Consider the following 20,603-nt stretch of genomic DNA (forward strand, 5'->3'; position numbering starts at 1 on the left):
AATATCACCTGCTTAATTTGCTGTTTTGAGATCACAGGCTGTCTGTTCATAGTCTATCAGCTTTTTTATTGTAGGGTGCTCACCGCATATGCCGCAGTTCTTGTTCTTGGATACCTTTATTTTTCTGAATTCCATTGTCATTGCGTTGTAAGTCAAAAGATATCCTGCAAGGGTACTGCCGATTTTAAGTATATACTTGAGGGCTTCTGTTGCCTGAAGTGATCCTATAATTCCTCCCATTACACCTAGAACACCTGCTTCCTTGCAGGTTGGTACAACACCTGCAGGAGGTGGTGATTGAAAAATACATCTGTAGCAGGGAGTACCGTTGTCAGGTATATAAGTTGTGAGCTGCCCTTGAAATCTTATTATTCCTCCATGTGAAAATGGTTTTTTGGAAATTACACAGGCATCGTTTATTAAAAATTTGGCGGGAAAATTATCTGTACCGTCTATTATAAAATCATAGTCCTGGTCCTTTATGATATCCAAGATATTGCTGGAGTCTACAAGTTCCCTATAAGTTATTACATTTACGTCTGGATTCAATTCATTTATGGTTTCTTTTCCGGACTGAACTTTAGCCTTTCCCACGTCCTTTGTGCGATGGATTATCTGTCTTTGAAGGTTTGAAAGATCCACTATGTCTCCATCTACAAGGCCTATAGTTCCTATCCCTGCAGCAGCCAGATACATGGCAGCAGGTGCTCCCAGACCGCCCGTACCTATAATGAGGATTTTGGAGTTTAAAAGTTTTTCCTGACCTTCCACACCTACTTCGGACAGGATAATGTGTCTTGAATACCTTTCTATCTGATCCTCACTAAAATCCACTATTTCCACCCCCCATGAAGTATAGAAAATCAATTTTGTCATTTTCTTTTAGAACGGTGCTGTTAAAATTGGCTCTATCTATGAATTCGTCATTTAACTGAACAGAAACCATGTCTGGCATTTCTACATTTTCTATTTTTAAAATTTTTGTTACAGTGACTCCCTCCTTTATATCTTTAATTTTACCATTAATTGTTACTTTCATGATACCCTCCTCGTTGTTCATTTAACATTTTTATCTTCTAACCATTTTGGAAAAAAGAATTTACACTTAATTTAAACTGTGACAAAATAAAAAACTTTCCTGTTATAATTTACAAGAAAGTCATTTTTATAATTAATTTTCTCATCTTTCAGGCAAATTATATAACCCGCTGGAATTGGCACCTTTGAAAATAATCGGGTTGCCGGGCATCATAGGGCCAGTCCCTCTGCCTCTCTTGATAAGAATTCAATGTTTAATTTATTAAATACTAACACATTTAAAATAAATTTGTCAATAAATTTATTTTTGTCGTATTGACACCTACCTCCCTTTCGTACTATATTTTTATTAGGTTCTTAGATGCAGAAAGAGTTTGATTGCAAAGAATACTTTTCTCAATAAGAATTAAGAATTCAATTTTGGTAGATTTTCGATTTATCCGAAAATCTTCATAATTGTGCATTGTAAAATGTGAATTGTACATTGACTAAAGTATACAATAATGATAAAAGGTATGATGTTATGATAGACAATTACAGATTATTTAGAGATCTAGCTTCAGAAGAAAAAGAAATATTCAATTTAATACAAAAAAATGGTGTTATGACCAAGAATGAAATCTTATTTAAAACAGGTATGAAATTGACTACGCTGAATCGAGTTATGAACCCACTTGAAAAAAAATCCATTTTGGTTCAAAAATGTATGGGCGAATCTACAGGCGGAAGGAAACCTGTGCTGTATGATGTAAATGTGTGCAGGTTTTATATTATGGGCATAAGTATATGCAGCACTCATGTGCAGGTATCTATAGTGAACTTGAGAATGGAAATTTTTTATAAAAAGGGCTTTTATATCGATTATTGCAATTCTTGTGATGAAGTCATAGAAGAAATTCTCTATATTATAAAGAGTGCCTATGAGGAATTAAATCTAAAACTTCTCCAGCTTGTGGGAATTGGGCTTGCAGTTGAAACGGGGTTTTGGGATAATGAGCGCATAAGTAGAATACTTGAAGAAAAGTTGGGGTGCAGTGTAACCAGCGGTAATTGTGCAGACTCAGCTGTTACTGCGGAGTATTTTTATGGAGCAGGAAGGAATTTTGAAAATATGGCTTATTTTGATTGTGGTGCTAGACTGAAGCAGGCGGCAGTCATACAGGGGAGGATTATGAGATCATCCGGAGATAATGAGTATGCCTTTGAACATATGATTGAAAACATTTATGGTTATATTGATTTTAATGAAGTGTATTCAAGGAGTATGAAAAATTGTGGAACATCTGAAAAATTTATTTTAGATGCCGCATCAAAACTGGGAAAAAGCATTGAATCCTATACAAATTTATTGAACATTGAATGTATTGTATTAAGCGGATTTCTGATTGATTTTGATACGTTTTATGAAACCTGTATAAAATATATTCCTGAAAGAGTATCCGTAAAAAGATACGGATATTTTAAAGAAGACTCGGTTTCAGTAGGTGCAGCGGCTCTTTTTCTTGAAAGGTGTATTGATAATAAAAATTCAAAATATAAAAAAATTGTTGTTGACAAAGTATTTTAAAAGTTATATCATATACGTAAATTAAAAATGAATAATGAATAACTTCTTATCAAGAGTGATGGAGGGACTGGCCCTATGATATCCGGCAACCTGAATAGATTTTGTATTCAATGGTGCTAATTCCAGCAGGTATACCCTGAAAGATGAGAGACAAGAGGATATGACTTCCTGTGGTTTCTCCACAGGAAGTTTTTTTATTGGACTGACTAGAAAAACTAGAGGTCAAGTTGAACTTATTATAGAGATGGATTATATAATCTCTACTTAGTAAGTTATACTTGGCCTTTTATTGTGTATTAGTGTATCTACTTGATAAAATAAATGGAGGTTAGGATGTGATATGAAGATTTAAAATATAGAATAGAGAAATTTCAAATACTTTTTACCAAAATAGTAAAAAGGGTGTAAATAAATGAATTGAATTCTGTAGTGATTCTAAATTATGACAATTTCAATGTTTACATATTTAAAATAATATGAGTTGAATTATAAGGAGAAAATAAAGATGAAGGCAGCAAATATAAAAATTAACTCTTATAAAGAATTAAAAATTTTAGGGAATGTAATTATTGCATTGATAGTCCCAGTAATGTTATTGATATTATGGCAGGTGTTAAGTAGTAAGGGGTTGATTAAACAGTCAGTTCTTCCTTCTCCATCCAAAATATTCTTAACTTTGATTGACATGATTAAAAGTGGAGAACTTCTTAGAAATTTATATGTAAGTGTAGTTAGAGTTATAAAAGGATATTGTATAGGTGCAGCCTTAGGAATAATTTTTGGAATATTTATTGGGTTATTTAGAATAGCAGAGAGAGCCATAGATTTACTGATACAATTTTTAAGACCAATTCCTATTGTTGCATGGGTACCAGTTCTTATTTTGTGGATGGGTATTGATGAGGCATCTAAAATAACTGTAATAGTAATTGGCAGCTTTTGGCCAATATTAATAAATACAATTTATGGTATAAAAAGTACTGATAAAAAATATTTAGAGATTTCCGAAATATTGGAAAAAAATGAATTTGAAAAACTAATAAAGATAGTTTTTCCTTCTGCACTTCCGTCAATTTTTACAGGACTTCGCATCGGAATCGGAAGTGCATGGATGAGTGTTATTACAGCAGAAATAATAGCTGCTACTTCTGGAATAGGCTATGCAATATCTTATGCAAGGGAGTTATCACAGCCTGATGTAATGCTGGTTGGAGTTTTCTCAATAGGGGTAATTGGATTTTTGATAGATTATTTCATAAAAAAATTACAGTATGTAATTGTAAAATGGGATGTTAATAATGGAAATTAGGAAGGGAGTATAAATATTTTGAATAAACAAGAAAATTGTAATGCTATTGAGATAAAAAATTTAAATAAAAATTTCAAATTAGATGGCGGAAACCTTAATGTGTTAGAAGATATAAACCTGTCAGTCAAAAAAGGAGAATTTTTAAGTATTGTAGGAGCAAGTGGATGTGGAAAAAGCACGTTGCTGAGAATAATAGTCGGATTGGATAAAGATTATAGCGGAGCTATTTTTTCTTATGGTAAACCTGTTAATGGACCAGGAATAGATAGGGGAATGGTATTTCAGGAAGCAAGACTTTTTCCATGGCTTACAGTAGAAAAAAATGTAGAATTTGGGATAAGTGAGAAAATGTCGAGTGAAGAAAAAAGAGAATTAGTTTATAAACAACTTGAATTAGTCGAACTGACTGGCTTTGCAAGATCATATCCAAATCAGCTTTCAGGAGGGATGAAACAAAGAATAAGTATTGCAAGGGCACTTATAAATAAACCAAAACTGCTATTGCTTGACGAACCATTTGGAGCGCTTGATGCTATGACACGTATTAATATGCAACAGGAGATTCTAAAAATATGGGAAAAGGAAAATACAACCATGATACTTGTAACCCATGATATAGATGAAGCAATTTATCTTGGAGATAGGGTTGTAGTATTATCAAAGAGGCCTGGAAAAATTAAAAAAATAATACATGTAAATTTGACGAGACCTAGGGATAGAGGTAATTATGATTTTACGCAGATTAAAAGTGAAATATATGATGAGTTTTTTACGAAAGTTGATAATCCATTTTCATGTAGTATGTAGATTTAAAATATAATGGGAGAGAGAAGTAAATTAGCTAATATATTTATTTGGAATATTCATAATAATGGTAAGATTATACTTTTAATTGGATTGAAAAATCTCAATTTAATCACTGAGATTTTTTTATAACTAAAATTAATGAAAATATTTAAATAAAGGAGACTTAATAAATGAGCTATTATAGTTATTTGGAATGTTCAAAATGTGGTAAAAAGTACTCAAAGGATGAACCTCATAATCTGTGTGAATGTGGCGGACCACTGCTGGTTAGGTATGATTTTGATGAGATTAAAAAAAATGTGGACAAAAATATTTTTAAGACAAGAAAGAAGGGGCTATTTAGATTTAAAGAACTACTTCCAATAGATGATGAGAATAATATAGTAACCCTTGGAGAAGGTGATACCCCTATAACTGAGGCTAGAACCTTGGGAAGAAGAATAGGATTTGAAAATCTGTATATAAAAGATGAGGGGCTTAATCCGACAGGAACGTTTAAAGCAAGAGGTGCTGCAGTTGGTGTGTCGAAGGCGAAAGAATTGGGCATAAAAACAATAGCTATGCCTACTGCGGGAAATGCGGGGGGAGCGTGGTCGGCATACTCGGCTAAAGCTGGCATTAAGCTTGTAGTTGCTATGCCGCAAGATGCTCCTGAGCTTGCTAAGAAAGAAGCATATATATATGGAGCAAAGACTTATCTTGTAAAAGGTTTGATATCTGATGCAGGTAAAATAATATCGAGAGGTGTAAAAAAGCATGGCTGGTTTGATGCTGCGACTTTAAAAGAACCCTATAGAATCGAGGGTAAAAAAACTATGGGAATTGAAATAGCAGAATATTTTGACTGGGAATTTCCTGATGCCATACTTTATCCTACAGGAGGAGGTGTTGGAATAATTGGTATATGGAAGGCATTCAATGAGTTAAGGCAACTGGGATGGATAAAAGATAAAATACCAAAACTTATTTCTGTTCAGGCAGAAGGTTGTAATCCTATAGTTAAAGCTTTTAATAAGAAAAAGGATGTTTCTGAATTCTGCAGTGGAGCAAATACTATTGCAGGTGGTATACGTGTTCCCAAAGCACTGGGAGATTTTATAGTATTAGATGCCATAAAAAAGAGCGGAGGTACGGCAGTTCAGGTAAAAGACTCAGAAATTTTAGATTCTATAAATTTGATTGCTAGAACTGAGGGGCTATTTATATGCCCAGAAGGAGCGGCACTTGTTGCAGCAGTTGAAAAGCTTAGAAAAAGTAATTTCTTAAAATCCAATGAAAAAATTGTGCTTTTAAATACTGGGAGTGGATTGAAATATCCTAATTTGGTTAGTGAAAAACTTCCTGTAATTGAAATTGACAATGATATTTAAAAAGGAGATGGTTGTTGTGAAAAAAATATTTTCCATAGTTGCAATACTACTTATAAGTATATTCGCATTTTCAGGCTGCGGACAGACAAATAACACTTCAAGCAGTAAAAAACAAAGTGATTCAAAACCTAAAGAGATAAATATAGGATTTCAGCCGGGAATAAATCATTCACTTTTGATTATTGCTAAAAATAAAGGATGGTTTGATGAAGAATTTAAAAAGGATAATATCAAAATAAAATTTCAAAGTTTTGTTTCAGGGCCTCCTATGATTGAAGCATTTGCGGGAGGAAAGCTTGATGTAGGAGAAGTTGGTGATCAACCTTCAATTCAGGCTAGGGCAAATAATATTGACATTAAAGCAGTAGGAGTTTACGCAGCAGGGTATAAATTGAATTCAATATTGGCAGCTACTGGTTCAAACATAAAATCTGCTAAAGATCTTAAGGGAAAAAAAGTTGCAGTTACAGTTGGGTCATCTGCACACATCCTTCTCGTAAGATATCTGGCATCTGCTGGACTTAAGGAAAGTGACATAAAACTTGTCAATTTGCAGCCGCCCGATATAAAGACAGCTTTTACATCCAAGGATATTGATGCTGCAGTTGTTTGGGATCCCTATGCGTCCTCTATTGAATACGAAAAAACAGCAAAATTGATAGGTGATGGAACAAATCTAAAATATGATATTAATTTTATTATAGTAGACAATGATTTTGCAAAAAAGAACCCTGATATAGTAAAGAGATTACTGAAGGTATATAAAAAGACTGAAGATTGGGTTAAAGCAAATCCCGATGAAGCAACAAATATTATGGCTAAAGAGCTTAAATTAAATAAAGTCGTTGTTCAAAAAGGTCTTTCTAGAGAAGATTTTGACATAAGGTTGACAGATGAGGTTACGAATTCACTTTCATCTACAATTAAAACTTTAAGGCAAAATAAAACTATAAGAAAAGATGTAAAGGTTGATGAACTTGTAGATAAAACCTATTTGAATGCTGCAGGAATAAAATGATCATAAGAAGGTATTCATATGGAGTCACTTGATTTAAATAGTTTTTCAGAAATAAGGCTGCCGAAATTTTTCAAGATAAGACAAAAATTTAAAAAAGATAAAATCGAAAATATATCATATAAAATAAGAGGACGTATTAAACCATATATAATTAATTTAAGGAATAAAAGAATTGCTGTAGGAGTAGGCAGCAGGGGAATAGCCAATATAAATATAATAACAAGAACTGTCGTAGATTCATTGAAAGAAGAAGGAGCTGTACCATTCATAGTACCAGCAATGGGAAGCCATGGAGGATCAACGGAAAGTGGACAAAAGGAAATATTGGCTTCTTATGGTATTACGGAAAAATCAATGGGTGTTTCTATAAATGCATCAATGGATGTGCAAGTTATAGGAGAGTATGAACCAGGGCTACCTGTATATATTTCGAAAAGTGCCATTTCTGCTGATGGGATAGTTATAATACCAAGAATAAAGCCACATACGGGATTCAGGGGAAAAGTTGAAAGCGGTATTTGTAAAATGCTATCGATAGGACTTGGAAAACAGATGGGAGCAGATTCGATACACAGCAAAGGCTTCGGAAGATTCTCTGAATTAATACCAGGCATTGGGTGCATGGTGGCTGAAAAAACTAATCTACTATTTGCACTGGCTTTAGTTGAAAATGCCTATGATGAAACTTGTAAAATAGAATTTGTGACTAAAGATGAAATAATCAATTTAAAAAAAGAGGAAATGCTGCTTGAAGAAAGTAGAAGACTTATGGGTAGGATACTCATACCTAAGTTTGATGTGCTTGTGATAAGTGAAATAGGAAAAAATATAAGCGGTAATGGGCAGGATCCTAATGTGACTGGGTTATATTTCACAAAGTATGCCAATGGAGGCCCGAAATTCAAAAAATGTGTAATACTTGACTTAACTGAAGAATCTCATGGGAATGCCAATGGTGTAGGAGTATCCGATGTTATTACCAGAAAGTTATTTGATAAAATAGATTTTAAGACAATGTATACTAATTGTTTTACAAGTACCTATGTTGAGCCAGCTAAAGTGCCTATGGTAGCATCAAATTCAGAAGATGCAATAAAAATGGCAGTAAAAATTTGTAATGGTATAAAAAATGAAGATACAAAAATTGTTTGGATCAAAAATACGATGAAGTTGGAGAATATCTTAGTAAGCGAACCTCTTTTGAAGGAAGTGCAGCTTAATTCAAGTTTAGATATTTTGACTGAACCAAGGGATTTGAAATTTTATAAAGGGGAGCCTGAGTTTTTATAAGATAAAATTATTATAAGCTAACAGAAATTTTTTACTTTTACTTGATTGACTAGAAAAACTAGAGATCAGGTTTTATTGATATACCAATAAAATCTGATCTTTTTATAACTTTAAAAAATATAGTGGAATGTGAGGTGTTGTAATTATGAGCAGCAGTTGCAGCAATATTAATTGAACAGTATTTAATATTTTAGCTCTGAACTTTTGATATTTGAATTATGAAAGGAGTGTTCATATGTCTGAAAAGAAATTTAACTCAAAGGAAAATGGCTGGAGCGATCTTGTAAAAAAGGAAGATTGGTGGGCAGTATGGATAGGATTGATTCTGGTGGTGGCAGCAGTTATTCTCTGGTCTTTAGGAAGTTCAATAAAATTTATTACCGCCAAAATTCCAAAATGGACAGATATAGGTGTTCTTTTTTCTGCACTGGGAAATAACATCTGGTCCATTGTACTTCTGTTCGTTGTATTTTTAATTTTATTTTCTATTGCAAATTTATTTTTACACTACAGATTTAAGGACTTTTTTATAGGATTTTTACTTCTATTTATTTTAAGTGTTATAATCAATTCTTTTAGTTCCTGGGGGTGGGCGCAAAAGTATAATTTGGAAGCGCCTCTTGTTGCACTGTTCATAGGACTTATAATCAGCAATTTGTTTTCTATTCCAAAATGGTTTGAAACAGCGCTCAGGACAGAATTATATGTAAAAGTGGGTATTGTGCTTTTAGGTGCTACGCTTCCCTTCACACTGATTGTAAAAGCTGGTCCTGTTGCATTCTTACAGGCAACTGTAATTGCTGTATCTACATTTTTGATAATTTATTTTGTAGGTACGAAATGGCTGGGATTGGATAAGAGGTTTGCTGCCACTTTAGGAGCGGGTGGTTCTATCTGCGGAGTTTCAGCATCCATAGCTGTAGGAAGTGCTATACAGACAAAAAAAGAACATGTGTCTGTGGCCATCTCTCTGGTAGTGGCTTGGGCAGTGGTGATGATTTTTGCACTCTCCATATTTATAAAAGTCACAGGCATATCTGCAGGAGCGGCAGGAGCATGGATTGGAACGTCTGAATTTGCAGATGCCGCAGGAGTTACAGCAGCCAGTTCTTTTGGAGATAAGGCCATAACTACGTTTACTCTTATGAAGGTTGTAGGTCGTGATATGTTTATTGGAATCTGGTGCTTTATTTTGGCTATAATCTCCATTACAAAATGGGAGGATAAAGAAACTGGAGTAAAAGCCAACGCTTCTGATATCTGGCATAGATTTCCCAAATTTGTAATTGGATTTTTTGTGGGCTCAATATTTCTCACCATTTTGCTTTCAAGTGTTTCTCCTGCTGCAGCAGTAACTGTCAATTCCAATGTAATTGCTCCAATTAAGGAGATCAGAACCTGGGCATTTACTTTCTGTTTTCTGTCCATTGGACTTACCACCCGATTTAAACAGCTTACAGCTGTCGGCTGGAAGCCTTTTGCCGCATTTTCAACCGGTGCAGTTATAAATGTAATACTTGGATATTTAGTTTCTGTAGTAATTCTGGGATCCTATTGGTCAAGCTTATAGGTTGAAATTCGAATTTGAGGAGAGAGGGGATATCCTTATTCAGGATGTCCTCTTTTTTTGCATGAGAAAAACTATTAAGCTAAAGCATTCCCCATTTTCTCTCGTATTCTACTTTCAGAATGTATTCCTCATCTTTGAATCCATTCTCTGTTAACATTTTAACTGCATAGTTGAAGTCAAAGGTTTCGGTTTCCATGATTATTCTGTCTTTCTTAGAAGTTATTTTCCAGTCATTGTGAGCTGATTTTAAAATTTCCACCATAGAGGCGATTCTCGAAAAACGTTGTTCAAGCAAATGACCTAGATTCCTCAGTGATTCAACAACTGTTTCAATGTCTTCCAATTTAGAAGCTTCCGGGAAGGGTTGAAAAAATTTAAAGATTATACGGACGTTTTGTATACATGTGATTTGATCTTCATCCACTATTAAACACTTCCTCTCTTAAATGTTCTAATTCTATTTAAATATAAATAATTTTTCTATTGGAGTATTAAGGGCTTTTGAAATATCATATGCAAGCTTTAAGGATGGATTATAACGGCCTTTTTCTAATCTTTGTATAGTTTCTCTTCTAACATTGACCATTTTTGCCAATTGTTCTTGAGTAATATTATTTAATTTTCTGTACTGTTTAATTGTTGTTATTAATTTCATCTTAGTTCCTCTCAAAATAAAAAAATGAGAAAATAAAAATTGCTATAATTGAAAAATAAAAAATTAATAAAACTACTAGAAAATTAGGTATAATATTTAACGACAATACTGATATCATTATGATGATACCAATAATACAACTTATAAAACCTACCATAGAAGCCTTTAATACATTTAATTTGAATAATTCATCTTTAATTTTAGGGAATAATTTAAAAACAGCAATGAATATTATTAAAAGGGAAATTAAACCTATAATTAATAATATTGCAGGGTTGATTTCTCCTGAGTTAGGTTTATGGCTGTAAGTGTTGTACCAGTTCATAGTTGCAAAGAACATAGGTATAATGGTACAAACAATAAAAAATATTGCGGTAAATATTTTATTGTTTTCATTCATTACAAATCACATCCATTTCTTCATTATGATATAAATATATCACATTTGTATTTATAAATCAATTGATTTTTGCTGCAGCTATTTCTAATCTTATGTTAATCTTTCGCTAATTTTTGTCTAATGTTTTCCCTTTAATATAGAAGTAACAAATAAATTTGGAGGAGAATGAGAATAATATGTCTATTACAATTGAACAAATTGATCTATTGAGGAAGAGAGCAGATGTGGGTTATAAGGAGGCAAAAGAAGCGCTGGAGAGATGCAATGGGGATATAGTGGAGGCACTTTCGTATCTGGAAGATGAAAATAAGATAAAGCCCGAAAAGGATGTTTTTAAAGATTCTTCTTTTATAAAAAAAATTAAGAGTATTATTTCAAAGGGAAACAAAATAAGAATTGTTATATCAAGAAATGAAAAGACCATATTGAACTTGCCGCTGACATTGGCAGTGGTGTTTACCGTAATTGCATTTCCAGCTGTTATAGCTGCTGTAGTCATTGCATTAATCGCGAATTGTAGGATAAGGTTTCACAAAGACAGTGGAGAGGAGTGCAGTATTAACCACAAAATAGGAAAAGTAACTTCCACTGTAAACAATGCTAAAGATAAAATAGTAGAAGATTTCAAGAATGCCTAGGAAAGGGGCTGCTGTACAAACTTAGTTGTGCAACAGCCTCTAAATTTTTATCTGACTGAACCTAAGGATCATTTGATGGATATTTGGCTGTTAAGATGAGATAAAAAAGGTATAATAAAGTTAATATGATGAATTTAAAGAGAGGGAGGATAATATGGCCGGTAAAAAAATTCTAATTATAGAAGATGAGTCGAAAATTGCAAGGTTCGTTCAATTGGAACTCCAGCATGAGGGATATGAGGTAGACTGTTGTGAAGATGGAAGAAAAGGGCTGGGAAAAGCCTTGAACGAAAAATTTGACCTTATAATACTGGATGTTATGCTTCCTTCTATAAATGGCATGGAGGTTTTGAGGAGGCTTAGGAAGGTATCTCATGTTCCGGTAATCATGCTTACAGCTAAAGATGAGGTCATAGATAAAGTTATGGCACTGGATGTGGGGGCTGAAGATTATGTAACAAAGCCTTTTGCAATAGAAGAACTTCTGGCACGTATAAGAGTTATATTCAAATATAAGACTAATGTGAAAGTCAACGATAATGTGATAATTATAGGGAAATTGAAGATGGACAGAAATAAGCATATTGTAGCTTATGATGATAATTTAATAGAACTTACCAAAAAGGAATTCGATCTTCTTGGATATCTTATGATAAATAAAAATATAGCTCTTTCCAGAGAGAATATTTTGGAAAATGTTTGGCAATATGACTATATGGGTGATACAAATGTAGTAGATGTGTATATTCGTTATTTAAGAAGCAAAATTGATGACAGGTTCCATATAAAGCTCATCTATACTATTCGTGGAGTGGGGTATCAATTGAAATATGAATAGGTCGAAATCAATTTTTAGAATTACATATCGTATAATCAGGTATATTTTAGCTTTTTTGTACGACATAATCTGCAAACTTATGGAAAGTATACTGGAAAGACTTAGATTTTCCATAAGTTTTAAAATTACTGTAATTTATGGCTGCATATTTTTTGGAGTTCTTGTGTTTATGATTACAAGCAGTTTGTTTGCGCTCCAATACTATGTTGAAAATATAGGAAAAAATCAATATATTCAATTTTTAACTGCAGTTATGCTACTTACAGGTGTAATTGGCTTTATTATTATAATATTTCTTGGATTAAAGGCAAGTAAAAAATTTCTTTTGCCTGTTAAGGAGATGACCGATACTGTAAATAAAATATCCATAGAGGATCTGGATACGCGCATTGATGTAAAGGGATCAAAAAATGAATTGAAAGATCTGGCAAAAACCTTCAATGAAATGCTGGAAAGAATACAGAATTCTGTAGAACAGCAGAACAGATTTGTATCAGATGCCTCGCACGAACTCAGGACTCCTATTGCCGTAATTCAAGGATATGCCAATCTTCTGGCAAGGTGGGGAAAAGATGACAAAAAAGTTCTTGAGGAGTCAATTGAATCCATTAGAAGTGAAGCGGAAAATATGAAGGGGCTTGTGGAACAACTTTTGTTTCTGGCAAGGGGGGACAAAAACACTCAGAAAGTGAATAAAGCTAAAATCAAACTTGATGAAATTATAGACGAGATCATAAGAGAGACAAAACTTATAGATAAGGAACACAACCTAGAAAGTAAATACAATGATAAAATCAGCATATATGGAGACAGGGAGCTTATCAAGGAAGCATTGAGAATATTTGTGGATAACAGTATTAAATATACTCAGAAAGGCGGAACTATAACTGTTGATTCCTATGTAAAGGAAAATTCAGCTGTTATAGTTATAGCCGATACCGGAGTGGGAATTTCAAAAGAGGATATTCCTCATATATTTGAAAGATTTTACAGGGTGGATAAATCAAGAACAAAATCCAGTGGTGGAACAGGCCTTGGACTTTCTATAGCAAAGTGGATAATTGACAAGCATTATGGGAAAATAGATGTGTGGAGTGAGCTTCAGATTGGCACCATAATGAAAATAACATTTCCCCTTTTTCATGTTTAAAGAGTAAAAAGACTGCATCCTCAATTGTAAATCGAATTGCAGCCCTTGAGCTGTATTAAGTTATAAAAATATCGATAAACAATAAAAAATTGTTGATTTTCAATTAAAAATATTGTATAATCCAATTAAAAGTAAATTTTCTGTTTTGGGGGTATATATATGTTTGATAAAGACCGTAGTTCCATTGTAACTTTTTTATATGTATTTCTTAATATTCTTTTCGTAATGGCAATAATAGTGTTGATTTTCATTCCGGCATTGTTTTTTAATTTTGATTATACTAATCATGTAGTAAGACATATTGCCATTGCAGAAATAAATTCTATTGTAATATTGCTTGTAATTTATGAGCTCAAGGGTATAACCGGGAGAATTGAAGAAAGAAAGGTTTTCACACAGGACAATGCAGTGAGTTTTAAAAGAGTATCTATTTATACGTTCCTGTTGGGCATTTTTTATATGGTAAATGATATGTTGAATGGTGAATTTCATATATTATTTGCGTTTAATAAAGACGGTTCTATGAAAATAGATGTAGTTGTATTTATAGTACTTGGATGTGTATTTTTGGTGATTTCTCAGGTTTTGGCTAAGGCTGTTGAAATAAAAAGTGAAAATGATCTTACTATATAAAGGTGGTGTTGAAGGTGGCTATTGTGGTAAATCTGGATGTGATGATGGCGAAGAGAAAAATATCTCTTTCCGAACTTGCGAAAAAGGTTGGAATCACCAATGCCAATTTGTCTATATTGAAGAACAACAAGGCCAAGGCGGTGAGATTTTCCACACTTGGGGCAATATGCAGGGAGCTTCAATGCCAGCCTGGAGATTTATTGGAGTATAGAGATGAATGACTTAAAGTCAAAAAAACTTCCCTTGACTTTAAATAATATAAAATATACAATTTAAATATGATTATTGATGAAAAATTGTTGGAACAGCTAAAACACAGAAAAACTACTGCAGCCATAGCAGCGGATATATTGCGTACATCTATTTTGAAGGGACAGTTAAAGGCAGGTGAACAGCTTATACAGGCTGATATTGCAAGGGAGTTTGGAATGAGCAGGATTCCTGTGCGTGAAGCCTTGAAACAGCTTGAAGCGGAGGGACTTGTGAAGCAGTATCCTAATAAGGGTGCTGTTATTTCTGAATTAAATGCCAGTGAAGTTCAGGAGATATATGAAATAAGATCTTTTTTGGAAACAGGAGCTATAAAGCTTTCCATTATGAATTTGAAAGAAGAGGATTTAAAACGGGCTGAAAATATATTGATAGAAATTGACAATGCCCCTGATGCCAACAAATGGCTTGAACTTAACTGGGATTTTCATTCATCTTTATATTTACCAGCCAATCGTCCAAGACTTCTATCTATTATAAAGAATCTTCATACTAATGTAGCCCGCTATATTCGTATATATCTGGATCTTATGAATTTTGAAAAAAAATCTCAGGAGGAGCACTATAAAATACTCAATGCATGCAGGCAGAAAGACGTAGAGAAAGCAGTAGACTCTATAAATCAGCACCTGAAAAATGCATCCAGTACACTTGTATCCTATTTAAATAAAAGAAACGAACAAAATAGGTAACATCTTTGAATATAAATGAAATTGTGGACTGCTTAAATTGCAGTCCGTTTTTTATAAAACACATCTACAAGATCTGAAACTAATGCCTTTTGTATGCCGTCCGTTGATGCACCGTAAAGACTATATAAGGCAAATAATAAAATCAACTTTCTATATTTATCTATTACCATGAGCATAATTCATGCTGCTGCAGCTTACAACTTTCTTTTATTAATAATGGCCTTATGATAGATATCTGAAGCTTTTTTTGACATTCCTTTTACAGAATTCTGTTTTGCAAAATCAAAAGAATTTTCACTTATCTTGTGCCTTAGTTCATCATCTTTCATAAGATATATTATTTTATTTGCCCATTCTTTTACATCAGCTCTTGTTTTAAACCCGTTGAATCCGTTTTGGATTATGTCCTCTATTCCACTAGAGCGTACAGATACTACAGGACACCTTCCTGCCATAGCTTCCAATATAACCATTCCCTGCGTCTCTGATTGAGAAGCAAATATAAAAATATCTGAAGCTGTATAAAAGCTGTAAATTTCATTCTGTTTCTTTGAGCCTATCAACTCAACAACATCTCTTAAATGTCTATCATTTATTGCCTCAATAATATTTTCTTTTTCAGGTCCATCTCCAATTATTATACATTTAAATGAAATATCCAAATTCTTTTTAATATATTCAATTCCATCTAGAAGAAAATATAAATTCTTTTCTTTTGCCAGACGAGAAACCGAACATAATAGGATTTTTCTTTCACCTCTATAAACTTTTTCTATATTTTTGACACTACTGTTTTCAGGTTCAGGGTAATTTTCAAAATCTACACCAGTGGATAGAATTTCGATGTGCCTGCTTACACCAATATTTCTCAAATACTCCTTTGCGCTCATAGTAGGTGCAATTATAACATCACATTTTTGAGAAAAATTCTTAATCATATGATGGGATATAACATTTTTAAATAAAATACTAAAAACTGGTATATAATGAGCATACTGCTCTAACCTTGTGTGATAGGTTAAAATAACAGGTATATTATTCTTCCTGGCTAATTTCAACCCTTTTTTCCCCATCCAAAATGGATGATGGACATGAACAATGTCAAAATCATGTTCATTGAATATCTTTTCAATATCAGATGAAAAAATATTGATTACAGGAAATTGAAATCCTAATGTTTTATAGGGAATTAAAAGTTTATTCCTGATAACATAATTTTCGCTATCCGTATAATCAGGATATTCAGGGGCAAAGACGTATACATCGTGTCCAAGATATCTCAATCCTTTAGATAATCTATCTATGGAGATGGGTACACCTCCTATAAATGGTAAAAAATTATTGGTAAACATGGCTATTTTCAGCGCTTTATTTATATCCTGAGTTTGTGTTATTTCGTCGTATTTTTTATAATAATCTTTGCCTACAAATACTTTTGTATAAATTATCATCGATATCAATATTACTATACTTAAAAAAATAAGAATATTTATAAAGTTGATGTAGAATAGAGAATGAATGTATAACCATATTGATTCTGCTATATTATGCACTCCCAAATTTGATATGTTTTCTTGCTTTATGACGTTATATGACACACCTTTTGGGGAAACATTTACTTTTATATAGTGATAGAAATTATTTTCATCTGTAATTATCCCCCCTGCACCGCCGCTTGTAAAATAGGAAACCCCATTTATTTTTCGCTCATCAAGCCCCTCTATATTTGAAGCGAATACTGCAGTAACATTATATTTGGAAAAAGCCTGAGTTAAAAAAGTTCTAAATTCTTCGCTCAGGATGAATTTATCATTTGATGCCAGTATTGATTTATCCTGTAATTTATAAGGAGGCCTGTTCATAAAAATAAATTTATATTTACTGTATTGTGAGTTTTCTAATTCGCTGATTATCCACTGCTTCTGCCAGGATTCTTCTGACTCATTTGTGGTATCTAAAAAAATAAAATAAGAATTACTCAATTTAAATGAAAAATTTGTGTCTCCGAAATGTTTGTAATACCTACTTAATCCGTTATCCTTAATTTCCTTTTCTCCAATTCCAACAATAACTGAGCTGTTTATTTTTTTTAAGCTTTTGTACAACATCCTGTATTTATCTTCTGCTCCATCAATCACTGAATTCCCATTTAAAATAACAAAATCAGGAAAATCACTATTGATTTTCTTAATTATCCTGTTTTCAAATATAGTTATGGAATTATTGACATTGCCCAATACTTCAAAGGAAATACTCTGCTTATTTTCTGTTTTTGTCTTGATTGCGTCAATATTTCTTATATTCATATGTTGAAAATCAGCTTCAAAAAAATATATGTATGCTTTTATTAAAATTAATATAAATAAAAAAAGTATATCTATATAAATGTATCTTTTTAGATTGGGTACTTTTTTCATTATTTTCACCACCGGCTCTATTGCTCATGAGTCATGTACTTCAAGCATAACTCTCCGCATAAAATAGACTATAAAAAAGGGAAGCACCATGGAAAGAAACTTTGAAATTAAAAAAGACATTTTCATAAAGTTGAAACTAAACCACAGGATTAAATTTGATACAGCTACTCCTAGAAAAAGTGACACAATGTATACAACAAAAGATTTTGTATAGCTATTAGATTTAAACACATATTTCATACCTGCCATAAATTGCAGAAGGAATCCCACAGCTATGCCGATATTGCTAGCCAGCATATAATGTAATCCCAAGACTTGATATAGAAAATATGCTAAAAAAAAATCTATGCTGCCAACTATAAACGAAATAATTGTATATTTTCCAATGAATTTAAAAGTCAATATATATCATCTCCTATTACAGGAAAATTACCTTCGTCAGTGCTCCTGACAAAACTATATATTCGTATTGATTAAGAAGTTGTATTATAGATTGCAATTTATAAATCCTTCCAGTATTATACTTTTGATGAAGTTATTAGATTATTAAAAAAGTTATATAAATAGTTTGCAACGAATACCATAATGTATGCACCAATCTATTTTATGTTTTTATATGTGGTTATAAAATTTTTAAAATATTTTTGTTAGAGAATTATAAAAAACCTTTTAACTTTAATATAGTAACTTCAGAATATTAAAATTGCATTAAAAATTCCTAAGAATTTTTTAAAATAGTGATTAAATAAACATATTAAAATATAAAATAGTAGGTTTTTATACGAATCGGCAAGTTTATTAAAATTTTACTTGTACCTTACACGACGTAATCATTTATATTTATTACAGGAGTGAAAAATATGAAGCTGAGAGTTGAATACAATTGTGTAAATGGATTTATTGAATAACGTTGGTATTTATTTTATATAATGCTAATAAGGATGAAATAGGAGGAGTGCAAGTTTCAGTGTATAAATTGAGATCAATGCTAAAAATATTTAGAAATATAGTAATTTTGTTCATATGTCTAATATTGCTGTTATTTGTTATTTATCCTCAATTATTGAATAAAATTGCTGGCAGAATGTATTCATCTTTATCTATGACAACTTATTTTAGAGATTCGTCCTTTGAAAAATATACTAAGGGAAATCAAAATATATATTTTCTGGGGACTGTTCACTTCATGAGCTTGGATTCAAAAAATTTTTCCTATTTAAATCTAAAGGCAGTAATTGAAAATTTAAAGCCTGATTTACTTTTAATAGAGAGCAGGCCGGAACAGCTGACAAATAATAATTTTGCGGATGGTCCGGGAGAAATGCTTTAAATTGTGGGATCCCGGTTATTGGTACGGTGTATAAAACAGATATATGGAAGAGTCAGGCAAAAATTATAATTAAGGAACTTGAGGAATTCAGCGAAGTTATAAAGAAAACAGGCGAAATGCGATAGTAAAGCACATTGAACTATAGGAAGTTGATAATTGTAAAATAGGGGGAGGGCAAGTTTGAATATGAAAGATGTTGAAGGTATACTTGATTATTATAAAAATGAGTTAAAGTGGAATCCACCTTTTGCCGAAATACTTTCTAAATATTCTCCAGTTTGTAATTGTAACTATTGTCAAAGGTGTAAATGTATTGTGCAAAACGGGTGTCCAGGCAATTGAAGCGGCGGAGAAAAAATATAAAGAAATGGACTTAACTGAGGGAAATATATAAAATGCTATGGAAAATAAACTATCTTGATATATGATATAATTATATGCATAATTGACTGGTAAAGAGCATCTCTTTGCCGCTTAAAATAATCTTGAGGCTATGACAGAAATTACAAATATTAAAGGAGAATGTTATGAAAACCAATTCAATTAAAATTAAAAATGAAATACTGATGTTTGTGTCAGTCAATTTTATCATTACATTTTCCATGGGAATAGTTATGTTCTTTGTATATAAATATATTGATAAGGCTGCTATTTCAGATTTTGCCTTAGTACAGATGTTTTATCCGGCTTTAACTGCTGTTATATTGATGATTAACAATGAAAAAAATAATATTGACAGGAATTTGATTTATTTTTTTAAAATTTATATTGTTTTATGTATTTTATCCATGATTGTTTTACTCACTGGAGTTTCTGATTTTCCCCAATATATATCTAAAATATTGTATGGGCTTATATGCGCATTTAGTATTGCTGCTTTCTACCTGATATTTAACAATAGAAATAATTGTTTTGAAAAGATTGGTATGGTTCTTCAAAAGAATTTTAAGAATGTTTTTATATTATGTTTGATATTTATAGGAATTGAATTTGTAATAGCAATTCTAAATGGATTTATTTATGGTAATTTTATTGAAAATGTAGAAAAGAGCATCAAACTTTTGGAGTTTCTACCTTTTAATTTACTGCTGGGTATTCTTATATCTTTTATAAGTTTCTTTGGAGAGGAATTTGGCTGGAGGGGATACTTGCAGCCTAGACTTCAAGTTCTGTTTGGCAAAAAACTTGGTGTCATAATATTGGGACCTATATGGGGACTGTGGCATTTACCCCTCTGCTTTATGCTGTACAGTCCTAAAACTCCTGTTTACTGCCTAATTTTTCATATATTTTACTGTACATTCATCGGTATCTTTTTAGGCCTTGTCTATATGAAAACGGGAAATCTTTGGTCAACTATAATTGTTCATTTGATAAATAATTACATGGCCTCTGGCAGCGGTAATGCAAATAATATAGTATTTACACCTGAAATATTAATATTGAATATCGCTGTTTGTGGAATTGTATTTTTACCCTTCATATTTACTAAAGAGTACAGAAAAAAATCATCTCGAAGGACCTGTGAATTCTATAGTTAAAGGTATTCGCTTTCATCACGTTCATGTCATCAAATTATCCAGTATAAGAAAGTTTTTATTCGGTTTAAAT

The 20,603-nt window shown here is 32.2% G+C and carries 24 protein-coding genes and 2 riboswitches; of the genes, 16 read left to right on the forward strand and 8 right to left on the reverse strand.

Features of this window, described 5'->3' with window-relative positions; all coding sequences use genetic code 11:
- Window positions 1-12: 12 nt before the first annotated feature.
- Window positions 13-834: a HesA/MoeB/ThiF family protein gene (locus LN736_RS04730; RefSeq protein WP_150357097.1), complete on the reverse strand. Its 822-nt coding sequence runs from the start codon at window positions 832-834 to the stop codon at window positions 13-15.
- Window positions 824-1,039 (reverse strand): sulfur carrier protein ThiS, encoded by a 216-nt coding sequence (thiS, locus tag LN736_RS04735; RefSeq protein ID WP_179976952.1) that lies wholly within the window; start codon window positions 1,037-1,039, stop codon window positions 824-826. The genes LN736_RS04730 and thiS overlap by 11 nt, the downstream gene beginning before the upstream one ends.
- 138 nt (window positions 1,040-1,177) lie before the next feature.
- Window positions 1,178-1,284, reverse strand: a riboswitch (SAM riboswitch).
- Window positions 1,285-1,510: 226 nt separating this feature from the next.
- Here thiS and LN736_RS04740 point away from each other — a divergent pair.
- From LN736_RS04740 to LN736_RS04770, 7 genes are all read left to right on the forward strand, one after another.
- Window positions 1,511-2,605 carry an ROK family transcriptional regulator gene (locus tag LN736_RS04740; RefSeq protein WP_229981053.1) on the forward strand — a complete coding sequence of 365 codons (1,095 nt, stop codon included), beginning with the start codon at window positions 1,511-1,513 and terminating at the stop codon, window positions 2,603-2,605.
- Window positions 2,606-2,648: 43 nt separating this feature from the next.
- Window positions 2,649-2,755: riboswitch (SAM riboswitch) on the forward strand.
- 355 nt (window positions 2,756-3,110) lie between these two features.
- Window positions 3,111-3,914 carry an ABC transporter permease gene (locus LN736_RS04745; RefSeq protein WP_150358173.1) on the forward strand — a complete coding sequence of 268 codons (804 nt, stop codon included), beginning with the start codon at window positions 3,111-3,113 and terminating at the stop codon, window positions 3,912-3,914.
- A 15-nt stretch (window positions 3,915-3,929) separates the two neighbouring features.
- On the forward strand, window positions 3,930-4,721 hold the full coding sequence (locus tag LN736_RS04750; RefSeq protein WP_150358172.1) for an ABC transporter ATP-binding protein: 792 nt from the start codon (window positions 3,930-3,932) through the stop codon (window positions 4,719-4,721).
- Between the two features lie 170 nt (window positions 4,722-4,891).
- The gene (locus LN736_RS04755) at window positions 4,892-6,091 is read left to right on the forward strand and encodes a threonine synthase (protein ID WP_179976954.1); all 1,200 of its coding nucleotides are present in this window, start codon (window positions 4,892-4,894) and stop codon (window positions 6,089-6,091) included.
- A 7-nt stretch (window positions 6,092-6,098) separates the two neighbouring features.
- Entirely contained in the window at window positions 6,099-7,109 is a 1,011-nt protein-coding gene (locus LN736_RS04760) for an ABC transporter substrate-binding protein (RefSeq protein WP_229981105.1), read from the forward strand.
- An 18-nt stretch (window positions 7,110-7,127) separates the two neighbouring features.
- On the forward strand, window positions 7,128-8,399 hold the full coding sequence (locus LN736_RS04765) for a nickel pincer cofactor-dependent isomerase, group 22 (RefSeq protein WP_179976956.1): 1,272 nt from the start codon (window positions 7,128-7,130) through the stop codon (window positions 8,397-8,399).
- 235 nt (window positions 8,400-8,634) lie between these two features.
- Window positions 8,635-9,969 carry a YeiH family protein gene (locus tag LN736_RS04770; protein WP_229981055.1) on the forward strand — a complete coding sequence of 445 codons (1,335 nt, stop codon included), beginning with the start codon at window positions 8,635-8,637 and terminating at the stop codon, window positions 9,967-9,969.
- A gap of 79 nt (window positions 9,970-10,048) precedes the next feature.
- On the opposite strand, the gene LN736_RS04775 is transcribed toward LN736_RS04770, so the two are convergent.
- From LN736_RS04775 to LN736_RS04785, 3 genes are all read right to left on the reverse strand, one after another.
- Window positions 10,049-10,312, reverse strand: coding sequence for a hypothetical protein (locus LN736_RS04775; RefSeq protein WP_229981057.1), 264 nt, complete (start codon window positions 10,310-10,312; stop codon window positions 10,049-10,051).
- A gap of 114 nt (window positions 10,313-10,426) precedes the next feature.
- Complete coding sequence (locus LN736_RS04780) at window positions 10,427-10,624, reverse strand: helix-turn-helix transcriptional regulator (RefSeq protein WP_150358166.1); 198 nt, start codon at window positions 10,622-10,624, stop codon at window positions 10,427-10,429.
- A gap of 1 nt (window position 10,625) precedes the next feature.
- Entirely contained in the window at window positions 10,626-11,024 is a 399-nt protein-coding gene (locus LN736_RS04785; RefSeq protein ID WP_229981058.1) for a hypothetical protein, read from the reverse strand.
- A gap of 176 nt (window positions 11,025-11,200) precedes the next feature.
- Here LN736_RS04785 and LN736_RS04790 point away from each other — a divergent pair, with 176 nt between their 5' ends.
- From LN736_RS04790 to LN736_RS04815, 6 genes are all read left to right on the forward strand, one after another.
- Window positions 11,201-11,662, forward strand: a complete 462-nt coding sequence (locus LN736_RS04790) for a DUF4342 domain-containing protein (protein ID WP_229981060.1) — start codon at window positions 11,201-11,203, stop codon at window positions 11,660-11,662.
- Window positions 11,663-11,816: 154 nt separating this feature from the next.
- Window positions 11,817-12,500 carry a response regulator transcription factor gene (locus LN736_RS04795; RefSeq protein ID WP_150358163.1) on the forward strand — a complete coding sequence of 228 codons (684 nt, stop codon included), beginning with the start codon at window positions 11,817-11,819 and terminating at the stop codon, window positions 12,498-12,500.
- The gene (locus LN736_RS04800) at window positions 12,493-13,650 is read left to right on the forward strand and encodes a sensor histidine kinase (protein WP_179976960.1); all 1,158 of its coding nucleotides are present in this window, start codon (window positions 12,493-12,495) and stop codon (window positions 13,648-13,650) included. The genes LN736_RS04795 and LN736_RS04800 overlap by 8 nt, the downstream gene beginning before the upstream one ends.
- Before the next feature lie 159 nt (window positions 13,651-13,809).
- Window positions 13,810-14,283, forward strand: a complete 474-nt coding sequence (locus LN736_RS04805) for a DUF2975 domain-containing protein (RefSeq protein WP_179976961.1) — start codon at window positions 13,810-13,812, stop codon at window positions 14,281-14,283.
- 14 nt (window positions 14,284-14,297) lie between these two features.
- On the forward strand, window positions 14,298-14,504 hold the full coding sequence (locus LN736_RS04810; protein ID WP_150358160.1) for a helix-turn-helix domain-containing protein: 207 nt from the start codon (window positions 14,298-14,300) through the stop codon (window positions 14,502-14,504).
- Between the two features lie 78 nt (window positions 14,505-14,582).
- The gene (locus LN736_RS04815) at window positions 14,583-15,245 is read left to right on the forward strand and encodes a GntR family transcriptional regulator (protein ID WP_229981062.1); all 663 of its coding nucleotides are present in this window, start codon (window positions 14,583-14,585) and stop codon (window positions 15,243-15,245) included.
- A gap of 32 nt (window positions 15,246-15,277) precedes the next feature.
- On the opposite strand, the gene LN736_RS04820 is transcribed toward LN736_RS04815, so the two are convergent.
- The 3 genes from LN736_RS04820 to LN736_RS04830 are packed head-to-tail and all read right to left on the reverse strand — an operon-like array spanning window position 15,278 to window position 18,064.
- Complete coding sequence (locus LN736_RS04820) at window positions 15,278-15,421, reverse strand: hypothetical protein (RefSeq protein WP_229981064.1); 144 nt, start codon at window positions 15,419-15,421, stop codon at window positions 15,278-15,280.
- An 18-nt stretch (window positions 15,422-15,439) separates the two neighbouring features.
- A complete protein-coding gene (locus LN736_RS04825; RefSeq protein WP_150358157.1) occupies window positions 15,440-17,662 on the reverse strand; it encodes a glycosyltransferase in 2,223 nt (740 codons plus the stop codon).
- Between the two features lie 24 nt (window positions 17,663-17,686).
- Window positions 17,687-18,064: a GtrA family protein gene (locus LN736_RS04830; protein WP_179976963.1), complete on the reverse strand. Its 378-nt coding sequence runs from the start codon at window positions 18,062-18,064 to the stop codon at window positions 17,687-17,689.
- Window positions 18,065-18,629: 565 nt separating this feature from the next.
- Here LN736_RS04830 and LN736_RS04835 point away from each other — a divergent pair.
- From LN736_RS04835 to LN736_RS04845, 3 genes are all read left to right on the forward strand, one after another.
- Window positions 18,630-18,992 (forward strand): hypothetical protein, encoded by a 363-nt coding sequence (locus tag LN736_RS04835; RefSeq protein ID WP_229981066.1) that lies wholly within the window; start codon window positions 18,630-18,632, stop codon window positions 18,990-18,992.
- A gap of 186 nt (window positions 18,993-19,178) precedes the next feature.
- Window positions 19,179-19,334, forward strand: a complete 156-nt coding sequence (locus LN736_RS04840) for a hypothetical protein (protein WP_229981067.1) — start codon at window positions 19,179-19,181, stop codon at window positions 19,332-19,334.
- Between the two features lie 185 nt (window positions 19,335-19,519).
- Window positions 19,520-20,533: a CPBP family intramembrane glutamic endopeptidase gene (locus tag LN736_RS04845; RefSeq protein WP_229981068.1), complete on the forward strand. Its 1,014-nt coding sequence runs from the start codon at window positions 19,520-19,522 to the stop codon at window positions 20,531-20,533.
- Window positions 20,534-20,603 lie beyond the last annotated feature (70 nt).

The organism is Clostridium aromativorans (assembly GCF_020908015.1).
Lineage (GTDB): Bacteria > Bacillota > Clostridia > Clostridiales > Clostridiaceae > Clostridium_B > Clostridium_B aromativorans.